This is a genomic window from Bartonella fuyuanensis, from assembly GCF_014197255.1.
GTDB classification, from domain to species: Bacteria; Pseudomonadota; Alphaproteobacteria; order Rhizobiales; family Rhizobiaceae; genus Bartonella; species Bartonella fuyuanensis.
Genome location: NZ_JACIFE010000005.1, coordinates 65,134 through 90,548 on the forward strand (window position 1 = coordinate 65,134; position 25,415 = coordinate 90,548).

General features: G+C 36.4%; 20 protein-coding genes and 2 pseudogenes. 5 read left to right on the forward strand and 17 right to left on the reverse strand.

Annotated elements, in window-relative coordinates; all coding sequences use genetic code 11:
* Positions 1-225: 225 nt before the first annotated feature.
* Positions 226-1,482, forward strand: coding sequence for a lytic murein transglycosylase (locus GGR08_RS03565; protein WP_183194017.1), 1,257 nt, complete (start codon positions 226-228; stop codon positions 1,480-1,482).
* 14 nt (positions 1,483-1,496) lie between these two features.
* Positions 1,497-2,570: an SGNH/GDSL hydrolase family protein gene (locus GGR08_RS03570; protein ID WP_183194018.1), complete on the forward strand. Its 1,074-nt coding sequence runs from the start codon at positions 1,497-1,499 to the stop codon at positions 2,568-2,570.
* A gap of 118 nt (positions 2,571-2,688) precedes the next feature.
* On the opposite strand, the gene GGR08_RS03575 is transcribed toward GGR08_RS03570, so the two are convergent.
* Positions 2,689-4,713, reverse strand: coding sequence for a M3 family metallopeptidase (locus tag GGR08_RS03575; RefSeq protein ID WP_183194019.1), 2,025 nt, complete (start codon positions 4,711-4,713; stop codon positions 2,689-2,691).
* A 686-nt stretch (positions 4,714-5,399) separates the two neighbouring features.
* On the opposite strand from GGR08_RS03575, the gene mgtE reads away from it, so the two are divergent.
* The 3 genes from mgtE (at position 5,400) to ppa (ending at position 10,442) form a co-directional block, all read left to right on the forward strand.
* Entirely contained in the window at positions 5,400-6,776 is a 1,377-nt protein-coding gene (gene mgtE / locus GGR08_RS03580; RefSeq protein ID WP_183194020.1) for a magnesium transporter, read from the forward strand.
* 1,240 nt (positions 6,777-8,016) lie between these two features.
* The gene (gene typA, locus GGR08_RS03585; RefSeq protein WP_183194021.1) at positions 8,017-9,843 is read left to right on the forward strand and encodes a translational GTPase TypA; all 1,827 of its coding nucleotides are present in this window, start codon (positions 8,017-8,019) and stop codon (positions 9,841-9,843) included.
* Between the two features lie 68 nt (positions 9,844-9,911).
* A complete protein-coding gene (gene ppa / locus GGR08_RS03590; RefSeq protein ID WP_183194022.1) occupies positions 9,912-10,442 on the forward strand; it encodes an inorganic diphosphatase in 531 nt (176 codons plus the stop codon).
* A gap of 51 nt (positions 10,443-10,493) precedes the next feature.
* Here ppa and GGR08_RS03595 read toward each other — a convergent pair whose 3' ends face one another.
* From GGR08_RS03595 to GGR08_RS03670, 16 genes and pseudogenes are all read right to left on the reverse strand, one after another.
* Positions 10,494-10,808, reverse strand: coding sequence for a DUF167 family protein (locus tag GGR08_RS03595; RefSeq protein WP_183194023.1), 315 nt, complete (start codon positions 10,806-10,808; stop codon positions 10,494-10,496).
* Positions 10,809-10,836: 28 nt separating this feature from the next.
* A pseudogene (locus GGR08_RS03600) lies at positions 10,837-11,097 on the reverse strand (YggT family protein).
* A 364-nt stretch (positions 11,098-11,461) separates the two neighbouring features.
* Entirely contained in the window at positions 11,462-12,022 is a 561-nt protein-coding gene (locus tag GGR08_RS03605) for an invasion associated locus B family protein (protein ID WP_183194024.1), read from the reverse strand.
* Positions 12,023-12,123: 101 nt separating this feature from the next.
* Positions 12,124-12,645: an RNA pyrophosphohydrolase gene (locus tag GGR08_RS03610; RefSeq protein WP_183194025.1), complete on the reverse strand. Its 522-nt coding sequence runs from the start codon at positions 12,643-12,645 to the stop codon at positions 12,124-12,126.
* A 39-nt stretch (positions 12,646-12,684) separates the two neighbouring features.
* Positions 12,685-13,995: a S41 family peptidase gene (locus tag GGR08_RS03615; RefSeq protein WP_183194026.1), complete on the reverse strand. Its 1,311-nt coding sequence runs from the start codon at positions 13,993-13,995 to the stop codon at positions 12,685-12,687.
* Positions 13,985-15,229, reverse strand: a complete 1,245-nt coding sequence (locus GGR08_RS03620) for a murein hydrolase activator EnvC family protein (RefSeq protein WP_183194039.1) — start codon at positions 15,227-15,229, stop codon at positions 13,985-13,987. Before GGR08_RS03620 ends, GGR08_RS03615 begins: the two co-directional genes overlap by 11 nt.
* A 132-nt stretch (positions 15,230-15,361) precedes the next feature.
* Positions 15,362-15,844 (reverse strand): 23S rRNA (pseudouridine(1915)-N(3))-methyltransferase RlmH, encoded by a 483-nt coding sequence (rlmH, locus tag GGR08_RS03625; protein ID WP_183194027.1) that lies wholly within the window; start codon positions 15,842-15,844, stop codon positions 15,362-15,364.
* Between the two features lies 1 nt (position 15,845).
* Positions 15,846-16,235, reverse strand: a complete 390-nt coding sequence (gene rsfS, locus GGR08_RS03630; protein WP_183194028.1) for a ribosome silencing factor — start codon at positions 16,233-16,235, stop codon at positions 15,846-15,848.
* 107 nt (positions 16,236-16,342) lie between these two features.
* Positions 16,343-16,936 (reverse strand): nicotinate-nucleotide adenylyltransferase, encoded by a 594-nt coding sequence (locus tag GGR08_RS03635; protein WP_183194040.1) that lies wholly within the window; start codon positions 16,934-16,936, stop codon positions 16,343-16,345.
* 29 nt (positions 16,937-16,965) lie between these two features.
* Positions 16,966-18,222: a glutamate-5-semialdehyde dehydrogenase gene (locus GGR08_RS03640; RefSeq protein ID WP_183194029.1), complete on the reverse strand. Its 1,257-nt coding sequence runs from the start codon at positions 18,220-18,222 to the stop codon at positions 16,966-16,968.
* 40 nt (positions 18,223-18,262) lie between these two features.
* The gene (gene proB / locus GGR08_RS03645) at positions 18,263-19,402 is read right to left on the reverse strand and encodes a glutamate 5-kinase (RefSeq protein ID WP_183194030.1); all 1,140 of its coding nucleotides are present in this window, start codon (positions 19,400-19,402) and stop codon (positions 18,263-18,265) included.
* Position 19,403: 1 nt separating this feature from the next.
* Positions 19,404-20,429: a GTPase ObgE gene (gene obgE / locus GGR08_RS03650; protein WP_183194031.1), complete on the reverse strand. Its 1,026-nt coding sequence runs from the start codon at positions 20,427-20,429 to the stop codon at positions 19,404-19,406.
* A 152-nt stretch (positions 20,430-20,581) separates the two neighbouring features.
* Positions 20,582-21,310: an RlmE family RNA methyltransferase gene (locus GGR08_RS03655; RefSeq protein ID WP_183194032.1), complete on the reverse strand. Its 729-nt coding sequence runs from the start codon at positions 21,308-21,310 to the stop codon at positions 20,582-20,584.
* Between the two features lie 29 nt (positions 21,311-21,339).
* Positions 21,340-22,650 (reverse strand): annotated as a pseudogene (locus GGR08_RS03660) (Ppx/GppA phosphatase family protein).
* Positions 22,651-23,469: 819 nt separating this feature from the next.
* Positions 23,470-24,066: an invasion associated locus B family protein gene (locus tag GGR08_RS03665; RefSeq protein WP_183194033.1), complete on the reverse strand. Its 597-nt coding sequence runs from the start codon at positions 24,064-24,066 to the stop codon at positions 23,470-23,472.
* Positions 24,063-25,415: Vomp family autotransporter (locus GGR08_RS03670; RefSeq protein WP_183194034.1), on the reverse strand; the 1,353-nt coding region annotated here is incomplete at its 5' end. The genes GGR08_RS03665 and GGR08_RS03670, both read right to left, overlap by 4 nt.

The window sequence follows — 25,415 nt, forward strand, 5'->3', positions numbered from 1 at the left end:
GTTTTATTTATCACATATTTTTACAAAATGGTGAAAAAGACATCTTATTGTTTTGATTATCATTATAATGGGAAATCAAACAATGTAAAAATAGAGAGTATCAGAATTTATTGAAACGATTAAAACGTATTATTTTTTTAGTCTTCTCCTCTTCTTGATCATATTATCGATTAAACTAAATGTAAAATCAAGTTATTACATATTTAACAAAATGGGAATTTTAAAATGCAAAAAACAGAATTGAAAGCATTCTCTTTCTCAGAGAAGTCAATAAAGTGGAGAACTCTTATCACTGGCTCTGCTATTTTTTTGTCTGCTTTTTTAATGTTTTTTGTATCATTTTCATATGCTGATAGCGGATTTAAACACTGGGTTAAAGAGTTTAAAAAAATAGCTATTGCTCATAATATTACTCCCTCTACGTTTCATATGGCTTTTAACGGCATTAATACCATTGATTCAGAAGTTTTAAAAAGCGCCGCATACCAACCGGAATTTATCGCTCCTTCATGGAGCTATTTCGATAATCGCGTCCATTATACTGCAATTGTAGAAGGACAGCACCAAACTCAAAAATGGAACAAATGGCTTCTTCAAATTGAAAAACGTTTTGGTGTTAACCGTAATATTCTGCTTGCTATTTGGTCAATGGAAAGCAACTATGGGAGAACTTTAGCTAATAAAAGTGTAATGCATGATACCATTCGCTCACTTGCAACTCTAGCCTACGCTGATAAAAAACGTGCAAAATATGCACATACACAACTGATTGCTGCTATGAAACTTTTACAAAGTGGCGAAATTAAACGCTCTCAACTCACTGGATCTTGGGCTGGAGCATTAGGGCATACACAATTTATTCCAAGCAGTTATATCGCCTATGCTATTGATATGGACCAAGATAGACGGCGTGATCTCTGGAACTCTATTCCAGATGCTCTCGCTACTGCTGCTAATCTTCTCCACAAAAACGGCTGGAAACCTAATCTTATTTGGGGAGTAGAAGTAAAAGTGCCGCAGGGGAAAAAACTTTCCGATGGTTGGGATTCCTTTGAACATTGGAAAGATTTAGGCGTAAAGCACGCAAATGGACATCCTCTTCCCACATTAGCTGAACAAGCAATATTAAAATATCCAGATGGAGCAAAAGGACCTAAATTTTTAGTAACAAAAAATTTCTTTGTTCTAAAACGCTATAATAATGCAGATCGGTATGCTCTTGCTGTTGCCCTTCTTTCTGACCGCATTGCTGGGCATCCTGGATTGGTGTATGATTGGCAAAGACCTTTTCCATCTCTTACTTTCCAAGAATGTAAAGAACTGCAATCTCACTTAATAGCGCTGGGTTATTATAAAGGGAATGTTGATGGAAAAATCGGAATAGCCTCTCGCAAAGCTATTAAAGATTTCCAGCTGGATCACAATCTAAAAGCAAATGGATATCCATCATCTCAAGTGCTTTTTCTGCTTCGCAAACAATAATAGAGAGTAAGGTTTTGTCTCTTTTACGCCTGATATACTTGATGTTCCTACTACTCTTACTTTCCACTGTAGCAATTATACAGCCATCCCCAAGTAAGGCAACGAACTTCTTTAAATGGTTGTCACAACATAACAAACAGACACAACAACCACAGATTATAGAACAAAAAATGGTCAAACAACAAAAAAAGATTGTAACGCAAAAAAACATACAAACGCTAAAAAACGAGAATGCAAAACGCATTCTTATCATAGGGGATTTTGTAGCTTCTGCTATTGCCGATGCACTTAAAAAACTTTTTACGAATAATAATGATATCGTTATCATGAACTATACAATACCAGCTTCTGGCTTAGCTCGAACTGATTATTATTCTTGGCAAAGCAATATTTCTAAACTCATTAATCAAAATAACCCCAATGTTATTATCATGATGATCGGTGCAAATGATAATCAACCAATTACAAACTCCCATAACATAATCAACACAGATCAGGCAGAATGGTTGCGTATCTACAAACAAAGAATTGCCGAAATTGCTGAAAGTCTCCATGCCTCTGGAAAATCATGGATATGGATAGGTCAACCCGCTTTTGGCAGTGATCTTTTGACACAAAAAATGAAAATTTTTAATGCACTTTACAAACACGAAACGAAAAAATCTGGAGGATATTTTCTCGATATCTGGAGTGGCTTTAGTGATGAAGAAGGAAACTTTTCTTTTTCAGGCTATGATGTTCATGGAAAAATAGCCAAATTACGCACCAACAATGGTATATATTTTACCTCTGAAGGAAAGAAAAAACTTGCCTCTTATTTGGAAAAACCATTAAAAAATATTTTAAATTTTCACGCTTTTTCTCATGAAGATCCAGACTCAACCTATAAGGCTATTCAAAAACATAGACAAGAATCAAACAGCCAAGAGCCAAGTAATATTGTGCGCCAACCTCCAATGAGTCTCGATGATATGGCACAAAAAAACATTTACCTTCTAGGTAGAAGAGAGACAAGTTTTATAGAAAAAACATGGTCCCCGCTAAATGGAAATCAAAAAGATCGAGCTGATAATTTTTCTCTCCCATAATGTTTATTTAAAATATAAAATCTAATTTTTCCCATAAATGAAGAGAAAATTTGCATAAATCGCAACTGCATCTTTCGAATAAGATGAAAACAGCATGGCGTTAGCCATACCTTATAGTTTATAATCCACGTTTGTTAATCATGGCATCTGGGAAAGGCATTCGTCCCCGAAAAGCTTTATATAGTTCCTCTGGATCACGGCTTCCCCCAGCAGAATAAATAAAACGCTTTAAAAGATCAGCAAGCTCTGAATTAAAAGCATCACCTGTTTCTTCAAATGCTTGAAAAGCATCAGCATCAAGCACTTCTGACCACATATAAGAATAGTAACCAGCAGCATAACTTTCCCCCGCAAACACATGCATAAAATGTGGAGGACGATGACGCATAATAATTATCTCAGGCATTTGTAATTTTTCTAATTCTTTATGTTCAAAAATTGTTGGATCAGTGACTGTTTCTCCTTGGTGAAAAGCCAAATCTACCAAAGCGGATGAGATAAATTCAACTGCAGAAAATCCAGCATTAAATGTCTGTGCTGCCAAAACTTTATCTATCAATTCTCGTGGCATCGGAAGTCCTGTTTTTGTATGTATAGCATAAGATTTTAATATCTCTGGTACAGTCAACCAATGTTCATACAGTTGAGAAGGAAATTCAACAAAATCACGTAAAACAGATGTTCCTGCTACAGACGGCCATGTTACATCAGAAAGCAAACCATGCAATGCATGCCCAAATTCATGGAAAAGTGTCCGTGCATCATCAAGTGATAAAAGTGCAACCTCCCCTTTAGAAGGTTTAGCAAAATTACAAATATTATAAATAATAGGCTTTTGTCCACCATTTAACTTATACTGCAATTGCAATTGGCTCATCCATGCACCAGAACGTTTTGAAGAACGTGCAAAATAATCACCAATAAAAAGCCCAAGCAAGCTTCCATCAGATTTTTTTACTTCCCATAAACGGGCATCAGAATGCCAAAGAACTATAGCATTTTTTTCTTCAAATGTAATGCCAAAGAGTTTTTCTGCTACTCCAAAAGCTGCTTTAATCATATGATCAAGCTGAAAATAATATTTAATTTCAGCGCTATCAAAAGAAAATTTTTCAGTGCAAAGTTTTTCAGCATAATAACGCCAATCCGAAGCAGCTAAAGATTCATTGCTTCCTTGCTTATTAGCAAAATTTTGTAATTCAATTTGTTCGGCAGCAGCCTTCGCTCTTGCTCGCTCCCAGACAGGGATAAGCAAATCCATAACTGAATCAATATTTTTAGCCATGGTATTATCGAGTTTTAAATCTGCAAAAGATTTATATCCCAATAACTTAGCCTTCTCATCTCGAAGTGCAATAATCTCTAAAATAATTGTTCGATTATCATTCTTATTACTATTTTCACCACGTTTAGCCCAAGCTTGGAATGCAACCTCACGTAAATCACGGCGATCAGAGAATTTTAAAAAAGGTTCAACAATCGAGCGTGCTAGCGTTAATGCGTAGGCTTCTTCATTACCTCTTTGGTGCGCAATTTCTTTCATTGAAACAATCAGATCTGCCGGTAAACCAGATAAGTCTGTTTGTTTTAAAAATAAAATCCATTCAGCCTCGTCGTTTAAGACATTTTGCCCAAAAGTAGCATTCAAAAAAGCAAGTCTTTCATTAATTTCTACAAGCCTTTTCTTAGCTTTTTCATCTAATTTTGCACCATGACAAACAAATTTTTTCCACCATAATTCAAGAACACGCGTCGTTTCACTCTCAAATACACCCTGTTGAGATTGTTTATAAAGCTCATCTACTTTCGCAAATATCCGCGCATCCATCATCATTTTTGAAGAATAACGGGAAAGTTTTACAACAAACTCTTGTTCTAGCTGTTGAATCAACTCATTTGTATGAGCACTGGTACGCAAGAAAAAGATTGAACAGACGCGGTTAAGCATTTTACCACAAAGCTCAAAAGGTTGCAAAAAATTCTCAACCGTTGGTGGTTCTTGCACCATCACAATTGCTTCTAATTCTTCTTCAGCTCCTTGAAGTGCCTGTTCAAAAGCAGGTCTAAAATCTTCATCATTTATAGAAGAAAAATCGGGAAGACCTGAAAACCCCTTCCAGTACAGCACTGCTTCTTTTGTCATAATACTTTATATCTCCATTATAAATTTAAGCTATAACAATTACCTTTACGATACAAATTAATAATAGACTAAAATTATTTCGTGAGTTTCAAAACTACTTTTCAAAGCTCTATTAAACAAAAAAATAAAAGAATATTTTTAACTTCAGAAGATAAATAAAAATAAGAACTTCTATTCTTCTAAAAAAATATATTGATTTATAATGATAATTTATCGTTTTATGTTATTGAATGAGAAATACGAAGAATATAAGATTCTCTCATATCAAACCATCTTACATTGAAACAATAAAAGCTTACTTGCTTGGAATATTACAAATGAAATTGTGTATTAATAAAAATTATTGAAAAATAACCCCAACTCTTTACAAAATATTGCTCTAGATTCTTCTTGGTTGACGAGCCAACAGAGGTTGCTGCTAAAAATCGTAAAACAGCTTGAAAGAAACAATGTAAGAATTAGAACCGATTTTTACATTTATACCTTTATATTATCCCTAAATTAAGCTTCATTCTCGTTTCAGTGATTCAGAAACCTGTTTATAAATATAATTCATTCTTGACTTTACTCCAAATATTAACAATTGGAAATATGGTTGGGGAGTTTTTTCAAAATCTTCCACAATTTTTTTATCTCATCTATATCTAGATTTACAACTCTCCCAGCTCTTCAGGAGGTACTTTATCATGACTGAAATCAAAACGGCCTTCAACTCCAGAAATTTTTCTCCTGAAGTACTCGCTGAAAAATTAAAAAATCAGCATTTTGCGGACTCTATTGATATCATCAATGATCTTGATATCGTGGAACGTGTAACTATTTTGAGCCTTCTGCCTCTTGATTATGTTATCGAACTTTTTGATAAACCAGAACTTGAGCAATCTGCTGCTATCCTAGAACTTCTCCCTATAAATCGTGCTGTTGAAATTCTTGATGGCATGTCTGCAGATGCTGCTGCAGATGTTTTTCAAGAAATGGATAAAGAAACCCGCACACGGCTTTATGCTTTGCTTAAACCCTTAACACGCGCTGAACTAAAAAAACTCACTAGTTATCCTGATCATACAGCAGGGGCACTAATGACAACAGAATTTATAGCGATTCCTTCAAACTGGACCATACAAAAAACTTTGGATCACATTCGTGAAGTAGAGAGAACACGTGAAACAGTTTATACTAGCTACGTAATTGATCCTAAAACAGGGACTCTTCTCAAAGCTGTTTCACTGCGTAATCTTATTCTTGCCTCACCTGATGAACAAATTCTTAATGTCCCGACTCATGACTCGCCCATTACAATATCACCCTTCACAGATCATGAGGATATCGCACGCCTTTTCCAACGCCATGATCTTCTCTCTGTACCCGTCGTTGATGAAAATAACCATGTCATTGGCATTGTAACCGTCGATGACGTACTTGATACTATGGTTGATGAGATGAATGAAGACGCCTATAAATTTGGAGGTATGGAAGCGCTTAATAAGCCCTATATGCAAATTAAATTTCCTGAAATGATGAAAAAACGCGGTGGATGGCTCGCTTTACTCTTTATTGGTGAAATGTTAACAGCAAGCGCCATGCAATATTTCGAAACAGAACTGGAAAAAGCGATTATTCTTACATTGTTCATTCCTCTCATTATGAGCTCAGGCGGAAATTCCGGCTCACAGGCTACATCCCTTATTATCCGCGCATTGGCTTTACGTGAACTCACATTGAACGATTGGTGGAAAGTTATCATTCGGGAAATTCCAACAGGATTATCCCTTGGTTTCTTACTCGGAATTATTGGCATTACGCGGATTGCTCTTTGGCAAAAACTTGGGATCTACGACTATGGCCAACATTGGGTTGCTGTTTCAACAACAGTAGGTACAACTTTAATCGGCATCGTCACCTTCGGTTCTCTCTCTGGATCGATGCTGCCTTTTATCCTTAAAGGTTTAAAATTTGACCCAGCAAGTGCTTCTGCTCCTTTTGTGGCAACTTTAGTAGATGTTACGGGCATTATAATCTATTTTTCTGTAGCTTCGCTCATTTTGTCAGGAACTCTTCTTTAAACATGCGAAGTAAAAACGTATCTTTATAAAAAGATCTTGTCATGTAACCTGAGGTTTTCCTATAAGAAAACAAGCTCTATTATTTTTTATCATACCGCTTCATAGATAGGATATTGTTTTATCATTTTTTATATTGAATAATAACTTCCAAATATTGTAAAATTATCTTATTGTGAATTTTTCATTGATTTAATTAAAGTTATCTTCTTGCATATCATAAACAAAACTGATATGTGGGTGAGCCCTGTATAAGAAAGGGTTAAAAATGCTTCTTATGAGTCGTCTTCATGCAAGGGTTGTTGTAATATTAGAAGTTAGCAAATATAACGAGGGCGCTGGCTTACTTCTTCACAAACGTAAAGATGGAAGTGGTTAATGGCTCTATCGTTATACCATTCGCAGGTGCCATCGTGAAATGAGCTTAAGTGCTTTGAAGAAAGGTTTCTTAAAAAAATCTCGTGAATTAGCAAATCAATAGTGTTCTGTTTTACTTATAAGTATAACTTCATTGGAGAGTATGGTAAGCAAAAGTGTAAAACAATATACTAAGATCCATAGTTTAAAATGTATCTCTTTAAATGCTTTTGAAGCTATAAAATCGAATTAAAAATAACAGTCAAGATGGGAACTTTCCTTTGGGTACCTCATATCTTTCTAAACAAGGCTGCATTCCAATCTCATAAATAAATCAAACAGATATACGCAATGCCTTGCTCCTATCTGACATATAAAAGCTAGAACTTCTTATAAAATTCTTAATCGTTGCAATATTTACCTCAAATATGCGCTTGTATTAAATCTGGATAGTGATTTAAAAGCTCCATAAAAAATAAAAGCTTCATTCGAATAATAAAGACTATAAAGTCATTAATAGATTCGTTATGAATTAGAGAGATACTCTGAATTTTTCAAGCTCGTTGCAAAAACTTTTACTTAATTCTTACAAACGTTCATATAAATTTCTTATATCATATTCATAAAGATCAAACTGATGAGAATTTATGCGCAATTCTTACTTCGAGAACAAAATACACCCATCCTATAAAAGTTCTTTTACGAAACTGCACCAATTGACGCTCAATAAAGCATTAAAAACTTGGGTGAAAACTTTTGCCCTAAAAATATTACCTCTATCTTCCAAAATTATAAAAAAACATGTAAAAGGCTCTTTAATAGTTAGACAAAGAATGTAAAGACTTTGCCTCAAATGAAATTTCTTTAAACGAAAAGAAGAAAATTTATGCAATTGCGTAACATTGCCATTATTGCCCACGTTGACCACGGAAAAACAACGCTTATAGACGGACTTCTTAAGCAATCAGGAAATTTTCGTAATAATCAGCGTACAAACGAACGTATGATGGATTCAAACGATATTGAAAAAGAACGTGGAATTACAATTCTAGCGAAAGTAACATCTGTTGTTTGGAAAGATACTCGAATTAACATTGTTGATACACCAGGACATGCCGATTTTGGTGGAGAAGTTGAACGCATTCTAAACATGGTTGATGGAGCAATTGTGCTAGTTGATGCTGCTGAAGGACCAATGCCACAAACAAAATTTGTCGTTGGCAAAGCATTGAAAGTAGGTTTGCGCCCCATTGTTGCGATTAATAAAATTGACCGACCTGATGCACGCGTTGATGAAGTCATTAATGAAGTTTTTGATCTTTTCGCTGCTCTTGATGCAACCGATGAACAGCTTGATTTTCCCATTCTTTATGGTTCAGGACGCGATGGATGGATGGCAGCAGCCCCTGATGGTCCAAAAGATCAAGGACTGAGTCCTTTATTTGATCTTGTAACGCAGCATGTTCCTTCTCCTACTGTGGTAGAAGGAGCATTCCGCATGATTGGAACTATTCTTGAAGCAGATCCGTTTTTGGGGCGAATTATTACAGGACGTATTCATTCTGGCTCTCTAAAACCCAATCAAAATGTCAAAATTCTTGGGCAAGATGGAAAGCTTTTAGAAACTGGACGTATTTCAAAAATTTTAGCATTTCGTGGTCTAGAACGACAACCTATTGAAGAAGGAAATGCTGGTGATATTGTCGCAATTGCAGGTTTACAAAAAGGTACCGTTGCTGATACTTTCTGTGATCCTACAGTTAATGATCCTCTTACTGCTCAACCAATTGACCCTCCTACTGTTACTATGAGTTTTCTCGTTAACGATAGTCCCCTTGCAGGAACTGAAGGAGATAAAGTAACAAGCCGAGTCATCCGTGATCGTTTGTTAAAAGAAGCAGAAGGCAATGTCGCTCTTAAAATTGAAGAATCAGCTGAGAAAGATTCTTTCTACGTTTCTGGACGAGGAGAATTACAGCTTGCAGTTCTTATTGAAAATATGCGCCGTGAAGGATTTGAGCTTAGTGTTTCACGTCCACGTGTTGTTATGCAAAAAGATGAAAATGGAATAACTCTTGAGCCAATCGAAGAAGTTGTTATCGATGTTGATGAAGAATATTCCGGTACTGTTGTACAAAAAATGTCTGAACGTAAGGGCGAAATGGTGGAATTGCGTCCTTCTGGAGGTAATCGTGTCCGCCTTGTTTTTTATGCGCCAACCAGGGGACTAATTGGTTATCAATCCGAACTTTTAACAGACACACGTGGTACAGCGATTATGAATCGCCTTTTTCACGCTTACGAACCTTATAAAGGGGACATTTCTGGTCGTGTTAATGGTGTTATGATTTCAAATGACAACGGTGAATCTGTCGCTTATGCTCTTTTTAATCTTGAAGATCGTGGACCTATGATCATTGATGCCGGTGTGAAAGTCTATCAGGGTATGATTATTGGCATCCACTCACGGGATAATGACTTAGAAGTCAATGTATTAAAAGGAAAAAAACTCACCAATATGCGCGCTTCCGGAAAAGATGAAGCAGTAAAATTAACACCTCCCATTAAAATGACATTAGAACGTGCCCTATCGTGGATACAAGACGATGAACTTGTGGAAGTAACCCCTAAAAATATTCGCCTCCGCAAACTCTATCTTGATCCCAATGAACGTAAACGTTTTGAAAAAACGCGTGCATCAATTTCCAGTTAATTTCATAATCTCTTTGGTAAAAGATTTGATTGTATTGATTCTCGCTTTATTCTAGAAAGGATATCTCTATGAATATTAAGGAAATACCCGTGGGTAAAAACCCACCAGAAGATGTTAATGTTATTGTGGAAGTTTCTCTTGGTGGGCAACCAATAAAATATGAGATGGATAAAAAATCAGGTGCATTATTTGTTGACCGTTTTCTTCATACATCGATGATCTATCCGGGAAATTATGGATTTGTCCCTCATACGCTTTCAGATGATGGTGATCCTATTGATGTCCTTATCTGTAATACCCGTCCACTTATTCCTGGTTGTGTAATCAATGTTTTCCCCATCGGTGCTCTGATAATGGAAGATGATGGGGGTAAAGATGAAAAAATTATTGCCATCCCCACTCCAAAATTAACAAAACGCTATATCAATATTCATAACTATACAGACCTACCCGAAATTACACTCAAACAAATTGAACATTTCTTCGAACATTACAAAGATCTAGAACCTGGAAAATGGGCCAAAATTGAAGGGTGGCGTGATAAAGGCTTTGCTTATGAATTGATTAAGAAAGCTGCTGAAAATAATAAAGAAATATAACGATTTTAATAAAATAAAGCCTGTTTTTTATAGGCTTTATTATGTATTTTTCTACAAGATAAAATCTCTGAAGGACTGCCATGTTTGCTTTAGTTCTTCTAAATGTGTAGAAAAATACAGTTTTTTGTAGCGAGATGTTTCACCCCTTTCCAGAGAAATAGAAGAAGAAGGAATTTTCCATTGCTTTGCAAGAAATTTAATAAGAGCTTTATTTGCCTTTCCATCTTCAGCAATAGCCCGAAGACGTATAACCAGATATTGTTTCTTACCATCCTTACATTCAATCCCTATTATTTTGTCAACAGATGATCTGGGAATAAGATATACGAACAAAACCAAGCTATCTTTATCAACTTGATAAAACACTTATTCTCCTCAAGTAACATTTCCATAGCTACATACTTGCGTAAGTGTTCCACATGAAAGTACGAATGAAATAAATAATAAGGAACACCACAATAGATGAAATATCAATTGTTCCAAAATTTGGTAAAATTCGCTGAACACGGCTTAAAACACAAGTAATCTAGAAAGTTTCCTATTAAAATAACAAAGCGATTGCGCAAGTTTATGATATTAAAGACATAAAGCCAAGAAAAAATGACACTAACGATTAAAATATCAATATAAAGATCAAATCAATCACTCGAAGCAATGCATAAACCGTGCGTTATCCCTTTCAATCAAGGAAACAAAAGTGCGTGTAGAAAATCTTCATTAAAGTAAAGCTATGTATCAAACAATGGTTTTATATTTCAAAATTATTTTTTGAATAAAAACCAGATATCCAAATTCTTTATCTCTCTATTTAATAACAATAAAGTTAGAAAACCAATATCAAAATTAAAAGTAGCGCATGAAAAATAAAAGAAATGACAAATAATCGAAAACTTTAAAAACTTTGAAAACTTTGAATATTCTTTACAGGATTAATTTTAAATCTCATTGTTTTAATTATCAATACATAAAAAACACACAAACTAAAAAACGGCCCCAAAAGGCCGCTTTTATTTTTAAAATTATTTTTGCAAAGCAGTTAAACGGTTAAGGGCATTGCTAAAACCATTCAGCTGAATGAATAAATCATTTAAAGGTGGTTCACCTGGAGCAGCAATTGTCATCGCCAGTTTAAATTGCTTTCCCGCACGTAAAGCTGCTACGTGGTTTTTGTCAAAAACAACCGGCACCAAACAACCTGCTGGTACACAAGTCCTGATACCAGTTTCAATAACAGCTTTTCCTTCATCAACTTGTAAACGAACAGGTTTAGAAACCAAAATGCCAAAAGGAATGGTTAAATTACCTGATACAACACCTTCAGCATTAAGAATAAGGCTCATAGCCACAACAACACGTCCTTGCTCATTCACTTCTTGACGGTGCATAAAGCAAACTTTTTTTCCCTCTTGTATACTACAGTTAATAGTCCACAAGCCATAAGTTTCAGTTAAAGAAGAAGCACCATTTGGCAATGTCGCCGCTACATCTTTCGATGCAGAAGGAGTTGAACTTATTGCAAATGTAACGGATGAAATACTCAAGAGAGTACAAACTATAAATAAATTAAATAACCTTTTCATTTTATATTCCTGTTCTTTACACAAAAAGAGAAACATGTTCATTATTCACAAATAACATAAAGCATCTTAATAACAAAAGCTTTCTCACAATCATATAGCTTTTATAATGATCTAAGGCTACCTCGAAATTCACTGACAACTTTCATATAAACATGCTTTTTAAAAGAAACAGCAATCAAAGGAAGATTTTCTAGATCAATCCATTTCCATTGATCGAATTCCGCTTTATTGCCATCTGGCGGTGGATTAATCGCAATTTCAGAAAGCTCTCCCGTAAACTGGAAAGCAAACCATTTCTGCTTTTGCCCACGATATTTATTGCTTAATGTACACCCAACAAGTTCTTGTGGAAAATCATAGTGGAACCAATTTTTTGCTTCTTTAATCAACTTTACAGATCGAATACCTGTTTCTTCATAAAGTTCACGATATGCTGCATCTAATGGTTTTTCATCTTCATCAATTCCTCCTTGAGGAAGCTGCCAACGATGAGATATTTCAATATCTATAGGAACAGCTGTCATTAAACGACGCCCAATCCAAACTTTACCCTCATGATTAAAAACAACAATCCCAACACATTTGCGATAAGGAAGAGTCTTCAAATTAATACCTGCACCCATCCAAGATTCCTCAAAAGCGTAAACTGTCCATATCTTTTCTCATTTTAATATATCCTTAGTGGGATCTGGTGGGAATGCTGCATTTGCCATTTCACCTCGTAACAATTTATACGCCTCATTCAATTGAATATCATCCTTAGAATCTTTTGGAACAAACGCAGCTGAACCAGATCCTTTATTACTTTCCCGTTTCCCCTTAATATGACCTTTTAATGCAGACTCACCAACTTTTACATCATAACCTTTATATTTTTCAGGAAGTGGTTGCTCTACAATAATATCAGGAGTAATCCCCGTTCCTTGAATAGAAATACCTGATGGAGTGTAATAAAGTGCTGTTGTTAAGCGTAAAGCTCCATTTTCACCCAAAGGAATAATTGTTTGAACAGAACCTTTACCAAAAGATTGCGTCCCTAAAATTGTTGCACGACGATGATCTTGTAGTGCACCTGCAACAATTTCAGAAGCACTTGCTGAACCACCATTAATGAGAACAATGAGCGGTTTTCCATTGATAACATCACCTGGTTTCGCATCAAATCTCGTTACATCACTTTTTTTACGCCCACGAGTTGACACAATCTCACCTTTATTAAGAAAAGCACTCGAAACATTAACAGCTTGATCTAAAAGCCCACCCGGATTAAGCCGCAAATCAAGGACGTAACCTTTTAGCTTATCTTCGGGAATTTTAGACTGAATATCTTTAATTGCTGCTAGAAGATTATCCAATGTTTGCTCAGAAAACTGGATAACTCTCAAATATCCAATATCACCCTCAACGCGATATTTCACCGCTTTCACTTTGATAATATCACGAACAATCTTGATCTCAAATGGCTTATCAACACCAGAGCGAATAATTGTCAACGTAATTGGTGTGCCAGGAGTGCCTCGCATCTTATTAACAGCTTCATTTAATGTTTGACCATTTGTTGGTACATCATCGATTTTTGAAATAAGGTCTCCTGATAAGATACCCGCTTTTGAAGCAGGTGTATCATCCATAGGAGAAACAACTTTAATTAAGTTTTTCTCCATAGTAACCTCAATACCAAGCCCCCCAAATTCTCCTTTCGTAGAATCCCGCATGTCTTTGGCTTCTTCAGCATTCAAATAAGATGAATGAGGATCAAGCGATGTGAGCATACCATTGATAGCATTCTCAATAAGCTTTTTATCATCTGGAACCGTCACATATTGCATCCGCACACGCTCAAATATATCGCCAAATATGGCCAACTGCTTATACGCATCACCTTCATTATTTGCAGCAACAGACTGCACCATAACCATTGAACTGGCGCCGAGCAATGCCCCAGCGACCAAAAGAATAACTTTACGAATCATTTTGGCTCCTTCTCGTTTTTTCAGTCTGCCACCAAGGAGTTGGATTTATAGGTTTTCCCTGCTTTCTAAACTCAATGTAAAGCATTGGAGAGGTTTTGCCTATATCCAATGCAACACTATTCGCAATAAATTGCATCTCCATCATACCCAGAGGCTCACCTGAAAGAACAAACTGCCCTTGTTTTACATTAATTCTCGACATTCCCGTAAGAATGATATGATAACCATTGCCTACATTGAGAATGATTAACTGTCCATAAGAACGAAACGGTCCAGCAAAAGCAACAAAAGCATCTGCAGGTGATATAACAACAGCCCCTGACTCTGTTTCTATTGTTTCACCAAAGCGCGTAATCTGCAAATTCTTATGAGAAGATCGAATCCATTTTCCTGAAACAGGAAAAAGTAAAGAACCTTTACGGCTTTCAAAATTCGACTGTTCTAACAATTGTAAACTTTTCTGTACCTGTATTGATAAATCAGAACTAAATTTTGACTGATGGTCAAGCTCTAAAATCAATTCTTCCAAAGACTGCGCTTTTTTAACAAGAGCAACATTTTTTTGTTGCTGTTCTATAAGCTCTTTTACTGATTTTTTTTGTAATTTGTTTTTTTTATCCAATAAAAGCTCTAAACGTTTTCGCTGCTCTGCTTGATTTTGCAATTTTGTCTTTAATGCAGTATACTCCATAGTAATGGAATTGCTCAAATTGGTCAATTCCTCGAATTTTTCTGTTAAATCTCGTGTTTTTTCTTGTATCTGAGGAATAATAGTGCCTAATAAAACAGAACTACGCATAGAAGCTAATACATCCTCTGGCTGTATTATAAGAGCAGGAGGTGGATTTAATCCTATACGTTCCAAGACTGCGAGAACTTCTGCAAATTCATTGCGACGACCTTTTAAAGTTTGATAAACTTGTGCCCGCTTTTCTATCATTTTTTTTAGCTTTTCTTCTCTTTTAGCAATATCATCGGCTACCGTACGTTCTTCTTTAGCAGCCTTTATAAGTGCATCACTTAAAACACGTTGATCTTTTTTTAAATGCTCAACTTGACGCGTAAGAAAAGTAATACGTTCACGCGAAAGTGAAATATTTTGGCGTATTTCTTCTAGCTCTTTATGTACCTCCATATTGCTCATTGTATCTCCCGCATACAATACAGAAAAGCAAACAAATACGCTCAAGAGCAGTACAACACATATCACGCATTCTCCATATAAATAGCGCATCTTTTTATGAAGAAGCTTTTTCATTTACCCAACCATTACACCTCATTGTAGACATTAGAGATGCTTTAAATGGTGTCAGCTAAAACAATATTAATAAATATATAAATAAAAACTAAAAGTTGCACAAAAATATTAAAACCGATGGTATGGATGGTGATTTACAATTGTTACAACACGATAAAGTTGTTCTGAAAGAAGCATACGTGCAATTTGATGTGGCCACGTCATAAAACCAAAAGATAAAAGAAAATCAGCACGGTTTCTTATCTGTTCATTATGCCCATCTGGACCTCCTAAAGCAAAGATGACATCTCGGATGCCTTCATCACGATAAAACCTCAATTTTTCAGAAAAAGCAGCCGAAGAAATCGACTCTCCTCGTTCATCTAACACGATTAATTGACATTTTTCAGGTAAAAATTCAATAAGCCTTCTCCCCTCTTCTTCCATCCGCTGACACGCTGTTTGCGCACGACTTTCTGGTATTTCGTATAACGTTTTCAAATGAAATCCTGCAGCTCCAGAACTTTTAGAAAAACGATCCAAATAATGCTGAACCAATTTTTTCTCCGCCCCACTTTTCATACGACCAACAGCAAAAATAGAAATTTGCATTTTAATGATCTTCCAAAAGAACTGATGGTGTATTGTTTAGATCCGGTGTCATCCATATTTTTTCTAAATTATAAAAAAGGCGAATTTCCGGACGAAAAAGATGAATGATAATATCACCTGTATCAATCAATACCCAATCACCTCCAGCAAATCCTTCTACACGCGCAAAACCTTGCCCACTGTCTTTCCAAGTACGTAATAAATGATTAGCAACAGAAGATAGATAACGCTGCGAATGTACTGAAGCTATAACCATATAATCAGCTAAAGATGACTTTCCTTGAATATCAATAGCAACAATATCTTCTGCTTTTGTATCCTCTAAACTCTTGAGAATAATTTCAAGACTCTCATTAACAGAAAAAACTTTTCCTTCTTTTAAAGGACTCATATTGGAAGAGTGTTTGTGGATAACGTTTTTCAGATCAATATCCTTTCTTATCGTTGAGGAATGTAACAAGAGACTTCTTTGAAAAGAAGCAGAATCTTATAAATTGTTCAAGAAAAATCATTCTTTTTCAAACGGAGATTGGTTGAAGATTGAAAAGATAAAGGTCCATGCAAATAAGTCCAAACTGGCGGTTTTATAAAAGGTAATCGCTTACTTTTTTTTTCATCCAAACGAAACCGGCGATAAATATGTGCCATAGGTGAAGAGAGTGCTGATTTCTTGCCTAAAGGGCGATCAATAATTGCAATAGGAAGCATAGAGACAATATCACGCCATCGATACCAATGATGAATCGTTGTAAGACTATCTGCCCCCATAATCCATACAAAATTTACTCCACTGGAATGGGTAAGAATATAAGAAATTGTATCAACTGATACTTTGCTACCTATAGTCTTTTCAAAACCTGTTAAGCGAATTTTCGGATGATCAATAAGTTTAAAACTTAATCGCATTCTCTCTTCTAGAGGAAGTAACTGTGTACAATCCTTTAAAGGATTCCCTGGACTAACCATCCACCATAACTGATCAAGATGCAAACGCCAAATAGCAATTTTTGCAACGAGAAGATGCCCCGCATGTGGCGGATTAAAAGAACCACCAAAAAGACCTACAACATTAAATCTTTCAACATGTGGTATACGATTTTTCCATGGAAAAAATGAATTTTTCAAGCTCGAACCTGACCATTTCCTTTAACATGATATTGAAATGATGTTAATTGTTCAACACCTATGGGACCACGTGCATGCATTTTTCCTGTTGCGATACCAATTTCCATTCCAAAACCAAATTCACCCCCATCAGCAAATTGTGTAGATGCATTGTGCAATAAAATAGCTGAATTTAAATGATTAAAAAAAATCTTCACCACTTCCAAATCCTCAGCAATAATCGATTCCGTATGTTCTGATGAATAACGCTTGATATGAGCAATAGCTCCCTCAACCCCTTCAACCGTTTTAACAGAAAGAATAGCATCAAGATATTCATGCGACCAATCTCCTTCAGAGGCCAATTTTACATCTGGCATAAGAAACGCAATATCTTCTGTAGCACGGATTTCACACCCTTTCTCCTGTAAAGCAGTTAAAACAGGAATAAACTTTTCTAATGCCTGTCTATCAATAAGAACTGTCTCAACAGCACCGCATATACCTGTCCGACGTAACTTTGCATTCAAAACAATATTGCGCGCCATATCTAAATCTGCCGATTTATCAATATAAATATGACAAAGCCCCTCGAGATGGGCAAAAATTGGAACACGAGCATCAGATTTAACACGGGCAACAAGGCTTTTTCCACCACGTGGCACAATCACATCAATCGCTCCATCCAAGCCTTTGAGCATTTCCCCAACGGCATTTCGATCTGTCGTTCCAACCATTTGAATAGCATCTTTAGATAAACCAGAGCGCTCTAAACCTTGTACTAATGCTGAATGAAGAGCATGTGAAGAATGAAAACTATCCGAACCACCACGCAAAATCACAGCATTTCCAGCTTTTAAGCACAAAACACTCGCATCAATTGTAACATTTGGTCGACTTTCATAAATAATACCAATCACACCAAGAGGTGTTCTTACACGACTGATATGAAGCCCATTTGGACATGTCCAAGCACTCATGACCTGCCCAACAGGATCAGCTAAACGAGCAACTTGGCGAACACTATCTATCATGGCACGTAAACGCAAATCATCTAATTTAAGTCGATCAACCATTGCAGCTTTCAAATTATTCTGAGCAGCATTCTTTAAATCCTGACAATTCGCCCGTAAAACTTCATCTGACTGAGCCTCTAAACTTAAAGCGATCATCTCCAATGCATCGTTCTTTTGCTCAGAAGAAGCAACTGCCAATGCTGAAGCAGCATGGCGTGCTTTTCGTCCTATATCCCTCATTTGTTTTTCTAAAATCATTATATCATCCACTCTGCCGAAATAACAAAAAAGTAACTTTTTAAATAGAATTGGTCAAACAGCGTAAAATCATATCATTACGATGCACCATAGCTGAGCGTGCTTCATAGCCAAGAATAGATTCAATTTCTTCGCTTTTATGTCCTATAATGCGTACAGCTTCATCTTTGCCATAATTTACAAGTCCACGCGCAATCTCAACCCCATTTGTATCAACAATTGCAACTGTATCCCCACGATGAAAATTTCCCTCAACAGCAATAACTCCCGCAGCTAATAATGATCTTCCTACTTCAAGGGCCTGGACTGCTCCTTGATCAATCATCAAAATACCAGATGGATCTAAATGACCAGAAATCCATGTTTTCCAAGCACTCACAGATTTCTCACCAGCCGCAAAAAAACTCTTGCGCTCACCTTTATCAATTGCCGCAAGAGGATTCATGCGCTTGCCTGAGGTAATAATCATAGCCGTTCCAGCAGCATTGGCTATTTTTCCAGCATCAAGCTTGGTCTTCATCCCTCCCCGTGAAAACTCTGAAGCAGTAACATCTGCCATTTTTTCTATATCAGGCGTAATTGATGCAATAAAAGGAATAAATTCAGCCGTTGGATCACAATGAGGAGATTTCGTATAAAGACCATCAATATCAGATAAAAGTATTAGAAGATCTGCCCCCATCATTGTTGCTACACGTGCAGCTAAACGATCATTATCACCATAACGAATTTCATTTGTTGCAACAGTATCATTCTCATTAATAACAGGCACTGCCCCAAAACGTAAAAGTACATTAATCGTCGCACGTGCATTGAGATAACGTCTTCGCTCTTCCGTATCGAATAAAGTAAGCAAAATCTGACCTGTGTTGAGCCCATGTTGTGCAAGTGTATCACCATAGGCTTTCGCTAACTCAATTTGTCCCAAAGCAGCACACGCCTGACTCTCCTCTAATTTCAAAGCTCCTTTAGGAAGCTGTAGCAATGTCCTGCCTAAAGCAATAGCACCTGAAGATACCAATAATATCTCTACACCTTTTTTGTGCAATCCAACAACATCGCTGACTAAGCTTTTAAGCCATTTAACCCGTAATCCTGTCTGAGGATCAACCAAAAGTGCAGATCCAATTTTGACGACAATACGTTTATAGTGTGTGAGTTTTTGCAATCCAACAACCATCTTAATGAATCCTGCTATCCCTACCGATCTCCTCTTTGCGCGACATTTCAACAATATGAGCACCAGCACGCAACACAGTTTTTAAACCTTCGCGACTAACCGCAGAAAACATCATAACAGGTTGATCCGTTACTCTTTGCAAAGCTTCCTGTTTCATTTTACGCTCTGTGTGAGTGAGAGCATCTATCTGGCTTAAAGCTACAATTTCAGTCTTACCACTTAGATTATTTCCATAGGCTGCAAGTTCATTACGCACAATTTGATAGGCTCTTGCTACATCTTCTTCTTGAGCAGAAATCAAATGAAGGAGTACACGACAACGTTCTACATGTCCTAAAAAACGATCTCCAATTCCCACACCTTCATGAGCTCCTTCAATTAATCCCGGAATATCAGCCAAAACAAATTCGCGACCATCAATACGCACAACACCAAGATGAGGATGTAGAGTGGTAAAAGGATAATCTGCAACTTTTGGTTTTGCAGCCGTCACAGAAGCTAAAAATGTTGATTTTCCAGCATTGGGTAAACCAACAATCCCCGCATCAGCTATTAACTTCAAACGAAGCCACACCGCGCGCTCTTCTCCAGCCAAACCTGGATTTGCACGACGTGGTGCCCGATTTGTAGGTGTTGTAAAATGAAGATTGCCAAAACCACCATTTCCTCCTCTTGCAAGACAATAACGTTGTCCCACTTCCGTTAAATCACAAATTAACGTTGTATTATCTTCTTCAAAAATTTGTGTTCCAACCGGAACTTTAAGGAAGATATCATCACCCTTTTCACCAGTCATATTACGCCCCTTGCCATGGCTCCCTGTTTTTGCTTTAAAATGCTGTTGGTAGCGATAATCAATCAACGTATTAAGCCCATCAACAGCAAGAGCCCAAACATCTCCCCCCCGTCCTCCATTCCCTCCATCAGGTCCCCCAAATTCTATGAATTTTTCACGGCGAAATGACACTGCCCCAGAACCTCCATTACCAGAACGAATATAAACTTTAGCTTGATCAAGAAACTTCATTGGAAGCACTCACTGAGGAATCAATCTTTCTATATTAATTTTACTATTTTTTTATCATTGATAACAAAAAACTCTAAATATCGCTGATAGCTCTTTTAAAAAAATCATCAAATTTAAATACGGAAGTAAAGTTAAGCCTTCTTTTAAAAGTGCTATCTTTGTAGCGTTGTTTTTCTCTTAAATTCAAGTGCTAGAAGATAAAGCTCCACCGATTCTGATCGGCTTGCGGGTGGTTTAACATGACAGACTTTTTTAAAATGCTGTTTTAATATCGCAAGAAGAGCGTTTTCTGCCCCTCCTTGAAAAGCCTTTGCTAAAAAATGCCCCCCAGGCTTGAGAACCGAGAGAGCAAAATCAGCCGCAACTTCACATAAATAAATCGTTCTCAAATGATCCGTCTGACGATGACCTGTTGTTGGCGCTGCCAAATCAGAAAGAACTACATCCGGTTTTGTTCCTAAAGCTTCAATTAATTTCCGCGGTGCATCTGCATGCAAAAAATCCATTTCCAACATTGCAACTCTAGGCAATGGATCAACATGCAAATAATCAATGCCAACAACATTAGGTTTTTCATCACTTGATCCCACTATACCCTCAGCGACCTGACACCATCCCCCAGGTGCTGCCCCTAGATCAATAACCTTTTGACCTTTTTTCAAAAACTTATAACGCTTATTAATTTCAATGAGTTTATAAGCCGCGCGCGAACGATAACCATCTACTTTTGATTGATGAACATAAGGATCATTCAAATGCCTCTCTAACCATCGTCGTGACGAAGCTTTAATACTTCCTGCTTTCTTTTTTACGCGCTGATATAATTCATGTGACCCTGAACCTCCATAGCCACCCGTTGGGGGTTTTGTTATTTTTTTCATCGTTGTTCATTGTCTCCACATTTAATTCTCTAACGCTTGAACTCTCTGCTTTTTCTATGCTGACACCATACACCATCGCATAAAATCAGCTCTATCAAAATTCCTTCCCTTAATCCACGATTAGAAACTCTTAAACGCTGACTTGGTCAAATTTCTCGAATAACATCTAAAATTGCACAATCAGCTAAAACTAAATCTGCTCTCGCTCGCCCAATAAAAAGATTTATGACATGCTTTTCTATATCCCATGACAATAAACGCTTTGTCATAAGAGTAATTTCTGCAGCATCCATCCAAATGCCATCCATTTTTTCTTCTATCATAACGCTCTAAATTCAGATACATCCTTGCTAAAGTCATAACCATATCAAAGGTTCCCAAAATATGAAATTTTGATCCTTGCGCTAACTCTTCTAATTTATGACAATCTGAAAATTTACTTAACAATCCTCACACATAACTTTTCATTTTTTCAAAATCGTCTAAACTAATATCACCCTCTCCAAAACGCTCAGCAAACATAACAACACCAACAGGAAGAGAATTCCAAGTAGTAATTTGCCCTGCTAAACAAAAAAAACGCTTTTGAGGAACATCAAGGAGCACAATTTCTAATGATCTTCCCTCAATATCAAAAAATACAATTGCCTGAGTATTTGATTCAACAAGTGCACTGCATCCTGTAACAGCAAAACGAACCTCTGTTTGTCGATCAATAATTTCTAATTCAAGACTCGTTTCATCTAAAACATGCTGAATAAAATGTCTACCATTTTCTACTGAACAGCACGCTTCCGTTGTAATCAAGCGATAACGCTTAATATGCCTTTGTTTTAGCTTTAAATGACAAATCTTTAATGCTTCAATCGCACAATCCCTTGTGTCTTATCTTAAGAAAACCATTATTTATTAAACCTTCTCCCAATCGTATAATATGAGAAAAAGCATCAACAACACAAAAATACCCAAGTTTACTAGGAAATGAGATAAGAAGACGAAAAATTATTCGTTCCCAAATCGAGCTCCACATAAAGAGGTGGAGATTTTATTTGAGAGAACCGTCGAAGAAAAGGTGTTTGGCGTTTTTTTATTTTTTGAACATCTATCATTGTTTGACTATGAAATTCTAAAACTGCCTCCGATTGAATTAAAACCTGTCTCTGTTTACAATATCTTCTTTTTGTTTTCTCTTTACATCAAGAAGGATAGAATATATCTTTGTTCGTGACAGTGCAGAATGGTTATTTTTATTTCCCATACTGATCATACAAATATTTTGCTTTTGTACCGTATGATTCTTTCTGCTTTGACTCTTTTGAACCATAATTTAATGGAGTCATTTCTTTTATTTCTTAAATGTTTCCTCCAATAAAATAAACGTGAAGATTCTTCTGCTCATCCCTAAATAAAGCAATAATGTGACATCAAACAATACAAGAAACCATTCTCCCTTTTCTTACCATCGAAACTTTCGACGCTAGTATCATTCAGATTTTGTATAATTTTTTGTAAGTTTGCATCAATTATAAAGGATACTTCTACTTTAGAAAACCAGCGTTATCATATTCTTTGCTAACGCTTAAGGCTGCAACAACCTATACATTGATATATTTTATAAAACAAGAAATTCTTTTTTCAACCGCATTCTCCAGACACAAGCCTTATTTATTATATATAACAAAATGGCTTTGATTATGCTAGAATAAAAGCTTTATGGGCCTAGAAAACGCAATTACGGTAGCCGTTATGTTGTGAATACAAAAAACAACTGCCGTTCACAGGGTTCTCTAGAACTATAAATCCACTTGTTATTATATCATTTCAATTGAAAAATATGAATGCTTAATTAAACCGTTCTAAAAATTCATATGAAACTCTAAAAAAGAGCTTAGCCTGCACCTTATGTAAGCAAATCATATTTTTATTTATTTAAAACTGAGTACTTCTAATCACTTTTTATCGCTAACAACTTAAGATTTATAAAAAACTCTAATCTAATTTTCTATTAGATAAAGCACTTATGGTGATTGTAACTTCATAAAATTACCATTTTTTGAACAAATCACCTCTCTACCTTGTTTGACCCTAATAATTTACATTCAAAAATATAACAAAGCGATTTATGAAAAATAACTCTTGCTAAAACTCTGGATGAATTTCTAAGGATGAAAAGAATTAAGTGCTGCGTTTAACCCTTTAAATGGCACAGTAAAAGAAAATACCTTTCCCTCTTTAAGTTTATAGGAAATACGTACTGTATTGTCCTGCTCTATTTGTTTAGTAAGAACCGGCCCTACAGGTGATTGCGCCAAACAAACCGTTTCATTACACTGCGTATAATGAATAAGAACAGGTTTTTTTACACCTTTCACAAACATTTGCACTGGAACATTTATATCAGAATTTGGCAATGTTCGAAAAAGCATCACTGCTTGACCATTTGTCGTAGAAACAAGAGACCAACTAAAAATAGTATTTCCCTCTTGATCATGAACAGTCTGTGTCACATTACATATACCTTGCTTAAGCTTAAGATTTTGTTTTTCATCACAAATTAAAGTCCAGTCATAAAACTGCATAATAATTCGACGTATTTCACCTGGTTCGCCTTTAGGTATAGATAAATGAGGTGGATGAACTGTATAAATATTATTACTCTCATTAGCAAAGCTTTCACCCTTGCCTATTAAGGCAAGGATAAACAGCACTAACATACCTCTATTTTTTATAATAATAATCATTTTTTCTATTATCATTTCAACCTCAGAGTAATCCCAGCTCCTACACCCCAATGGCCTCCAGCACTTGTAATAGATACATTCGAGCGAATATTTCCATCTTCAGAAGTATAACCAGCTCCAACAGCAAAAGCAGATTGATTGCGCCACATACCACTACCAAATGAGACACTTAAAGATCCTGGTATATCATAATAACGTAAGTTAGAAACAGCCAAGCCAATAGCAGCCGCTTGTCTTGCCTCCTTGCGAACATCCTCAATGGCATAATTTAACGTCTCAAACCTCATATCTGTATATGCTTTAGACTCACTAACGCCGTCGTTGATTATATCATTGATTTGCTCATCCACATACTTCTTCGCATCATCAAGTACTATCTTCATCTGCTGATCCATATAATCATGTAATTGACCTCCAGTAACCGCTTCTTTCGAACCACTTTCAACCCGACCTTCCGCTAAATTGTCTATCAATACCGGATCACTTTCATTACCACCAACCAGCGTAATCTTATTCGTCTTCTTGCCATCATCATTCTTATCATAGTTAACAGCACCGCTCGTAACAGCACTTTCAACATCCTTAACATGTTGATCTAGGCTTTCTACACGCTGTTCAACCGCAGTTACTTTCCGGTTCGTTTCCCAAAGCTGGCCTCCATTCACAACATCTTTCGAACCTTCTGATATTTCACCATCCGCTACATGCGTAATCTTACTATCTGCTCCATTATGACGACCATCATAGCCTCCTAAATCAGCATTCCAATGCAAACCGTTCGACGAAACACTCTCAGCTACATTATTAAGACGATCGTTGATACCTGACAAACTTCCATTAACGCCTTCAAATGCTCCTGCTACATTATCATAAATCTTACTGTCAGCAGAACTCCCATCGCTCTTGAACTGTGTTATTTGGAATTGAGGAGCTGTCCATTGACCTCCCTGATAGCTCGCTCCACCGCCTAAATAACTCGCTAACGTTTGACTCAACTGATACAACTGATTACCCGTGATCGCTTCCGTCGAACCAGACGAAATATCTCCATCAACAAGATGACTGAGCTTGCTATTATGCTTATCTGGCCCTTTTCCATGAAGGGCTACAAATGCTTCATCCGCTTCACTCCACAACAGCGCATTCTGCTCAATATCGTCCGAAAGCTCATGATGAAGCTTCGTGAAAGATCGATTCACACCAGCAAAAGCTGCGGCTACATTATCATAACTCGTCTCCTCAAAACTTCCATCCTCTTTAAAGCTCAATACCTTAAAGCTTGGAGCTATCCACTGACCATTCTCATAACCAGCCCCACCACCAAAATAACTCGCTAACGTGGTATTCATCAAATAAAGCTGACT

What these genes read in the sequence shown, in the direction of transcription:
- GGR08_RS03640 (WP_183194029.1), bottom strand. Translation starts at nt 18,222, where the DNA reads ATGATTTTAGAAAAACAAATGAGGGATATAGGACGAAAAGCACGCCAT.
- proB (WP_183194030.1), bottom strand. Translation starts at nt 19,402, where the DNA reads ATGGTTGTTGGATTGCAAAAACTCACACACTATAAACGTATTGTCGTC.
- obgE (WP_183194031.1), bottom strand. Translation starts at nt 20,429, where the DNA reads ATGAAGTTTCTTGATCAAGCTAAAGTTTATATTCGTTCTGGTAATGGA.
- GGR08_RS03655 (WP_183194032.1), bottom strand. Translation starts at nt 21,310, where the DNA reads ATGAAAAAAATAACAAAACCCCCAACGGGTGGCTATGGAGGTTCAGGG.
- rsfS (WP_183194028.1), bottom strand. Translation starts at nt 16,235, where the DNA reads ATGAGTCCTTTAAAAGAAGGAAAAGTTTTTTCTGTTAATGAGAGTCTT.
- mgtE (WP_183194020.1), top strand. Translation starts at nt 5,400, where the DNA reads ATGACTGAAATCAAAACGGCCTTCAACTCCAGAAATTTTTCTCCTGAA.
- GGR08_RS03605 (WP_183194024.1), bottom strand. Translation starts at nt 12,022, where the DNA reads ATGAAAAGGTTATTTAATTTATTTATAGTTTGTACTCTCTTGAGTATT.
- GGR08_RS03565 (WP_183194017.1), top strand. Translation starts at nt 226, where the DNA reads ATGCAAAAAACAGAATTGAAAGCATTCTCTTTCTCAGAGAAGTCAATA.
- GGR08_RS03665 (WP_183194033.1), bottom strand. Translation starts at nt 24,066, where the DNA reads ATGATAATAGAAAAAATGATTATTATTATAAAAAATAGAGGTATGTTA.
- typA (WP_183194021.1), top strand. Translation starts at nt 8,017, where the DNA reads ATGCAATTGCGTAACATTGCCATTATTGCCCACGTTGACCACGGAAAA.
- GGR08_RS03575 (WP_183194019.1), bottom strand. Translation starts at nt 4,713, where the DNA reads ATGACAAAAGAAGCAGTGCTGTACTGGAAGGGGTTTTCAGGTCTTCCC.
- GGR08_RS03620 (WP_183194039.1), bottom strand. Translation starts at nt 15,229, where the DNA reads ATGCGCTATTTATATGGAGAATGCGTGATATGTGTTGTACTGCTCTTG.
- ppa (WP_183194022.1), top strand. Translation starts at nt 9,912, where the DNA reads ATGAATATTAAGGAAATACCCGTGGGTAAAAACCCACCAGAAGATGTT.
- GGR08_RS03615 (WP_183194026.1), bottom strand. Translation starts at nt 13,995, where the DNA reads ATGATTCGTAAAGTTATTCTTTTGGTCGCTGGGGCATTGCTCGGCGCC.
- rlmH (WP_183194027.1), bottom strand. Translation starts at nt 15,844, where the DNA reads ATGCAAATTTCTATTTTTGCTGTTGGTCGTATGAAAAGTGGGGCGGAG.
- GGR08_RS03610 (WP_183194025.1), bottom strand. Translation starts at nt 12,645, where the DNA reads ATGGGTGCAGGTATTAATTTGAAGACTCTTCCTTATCGCAAATGTGTT.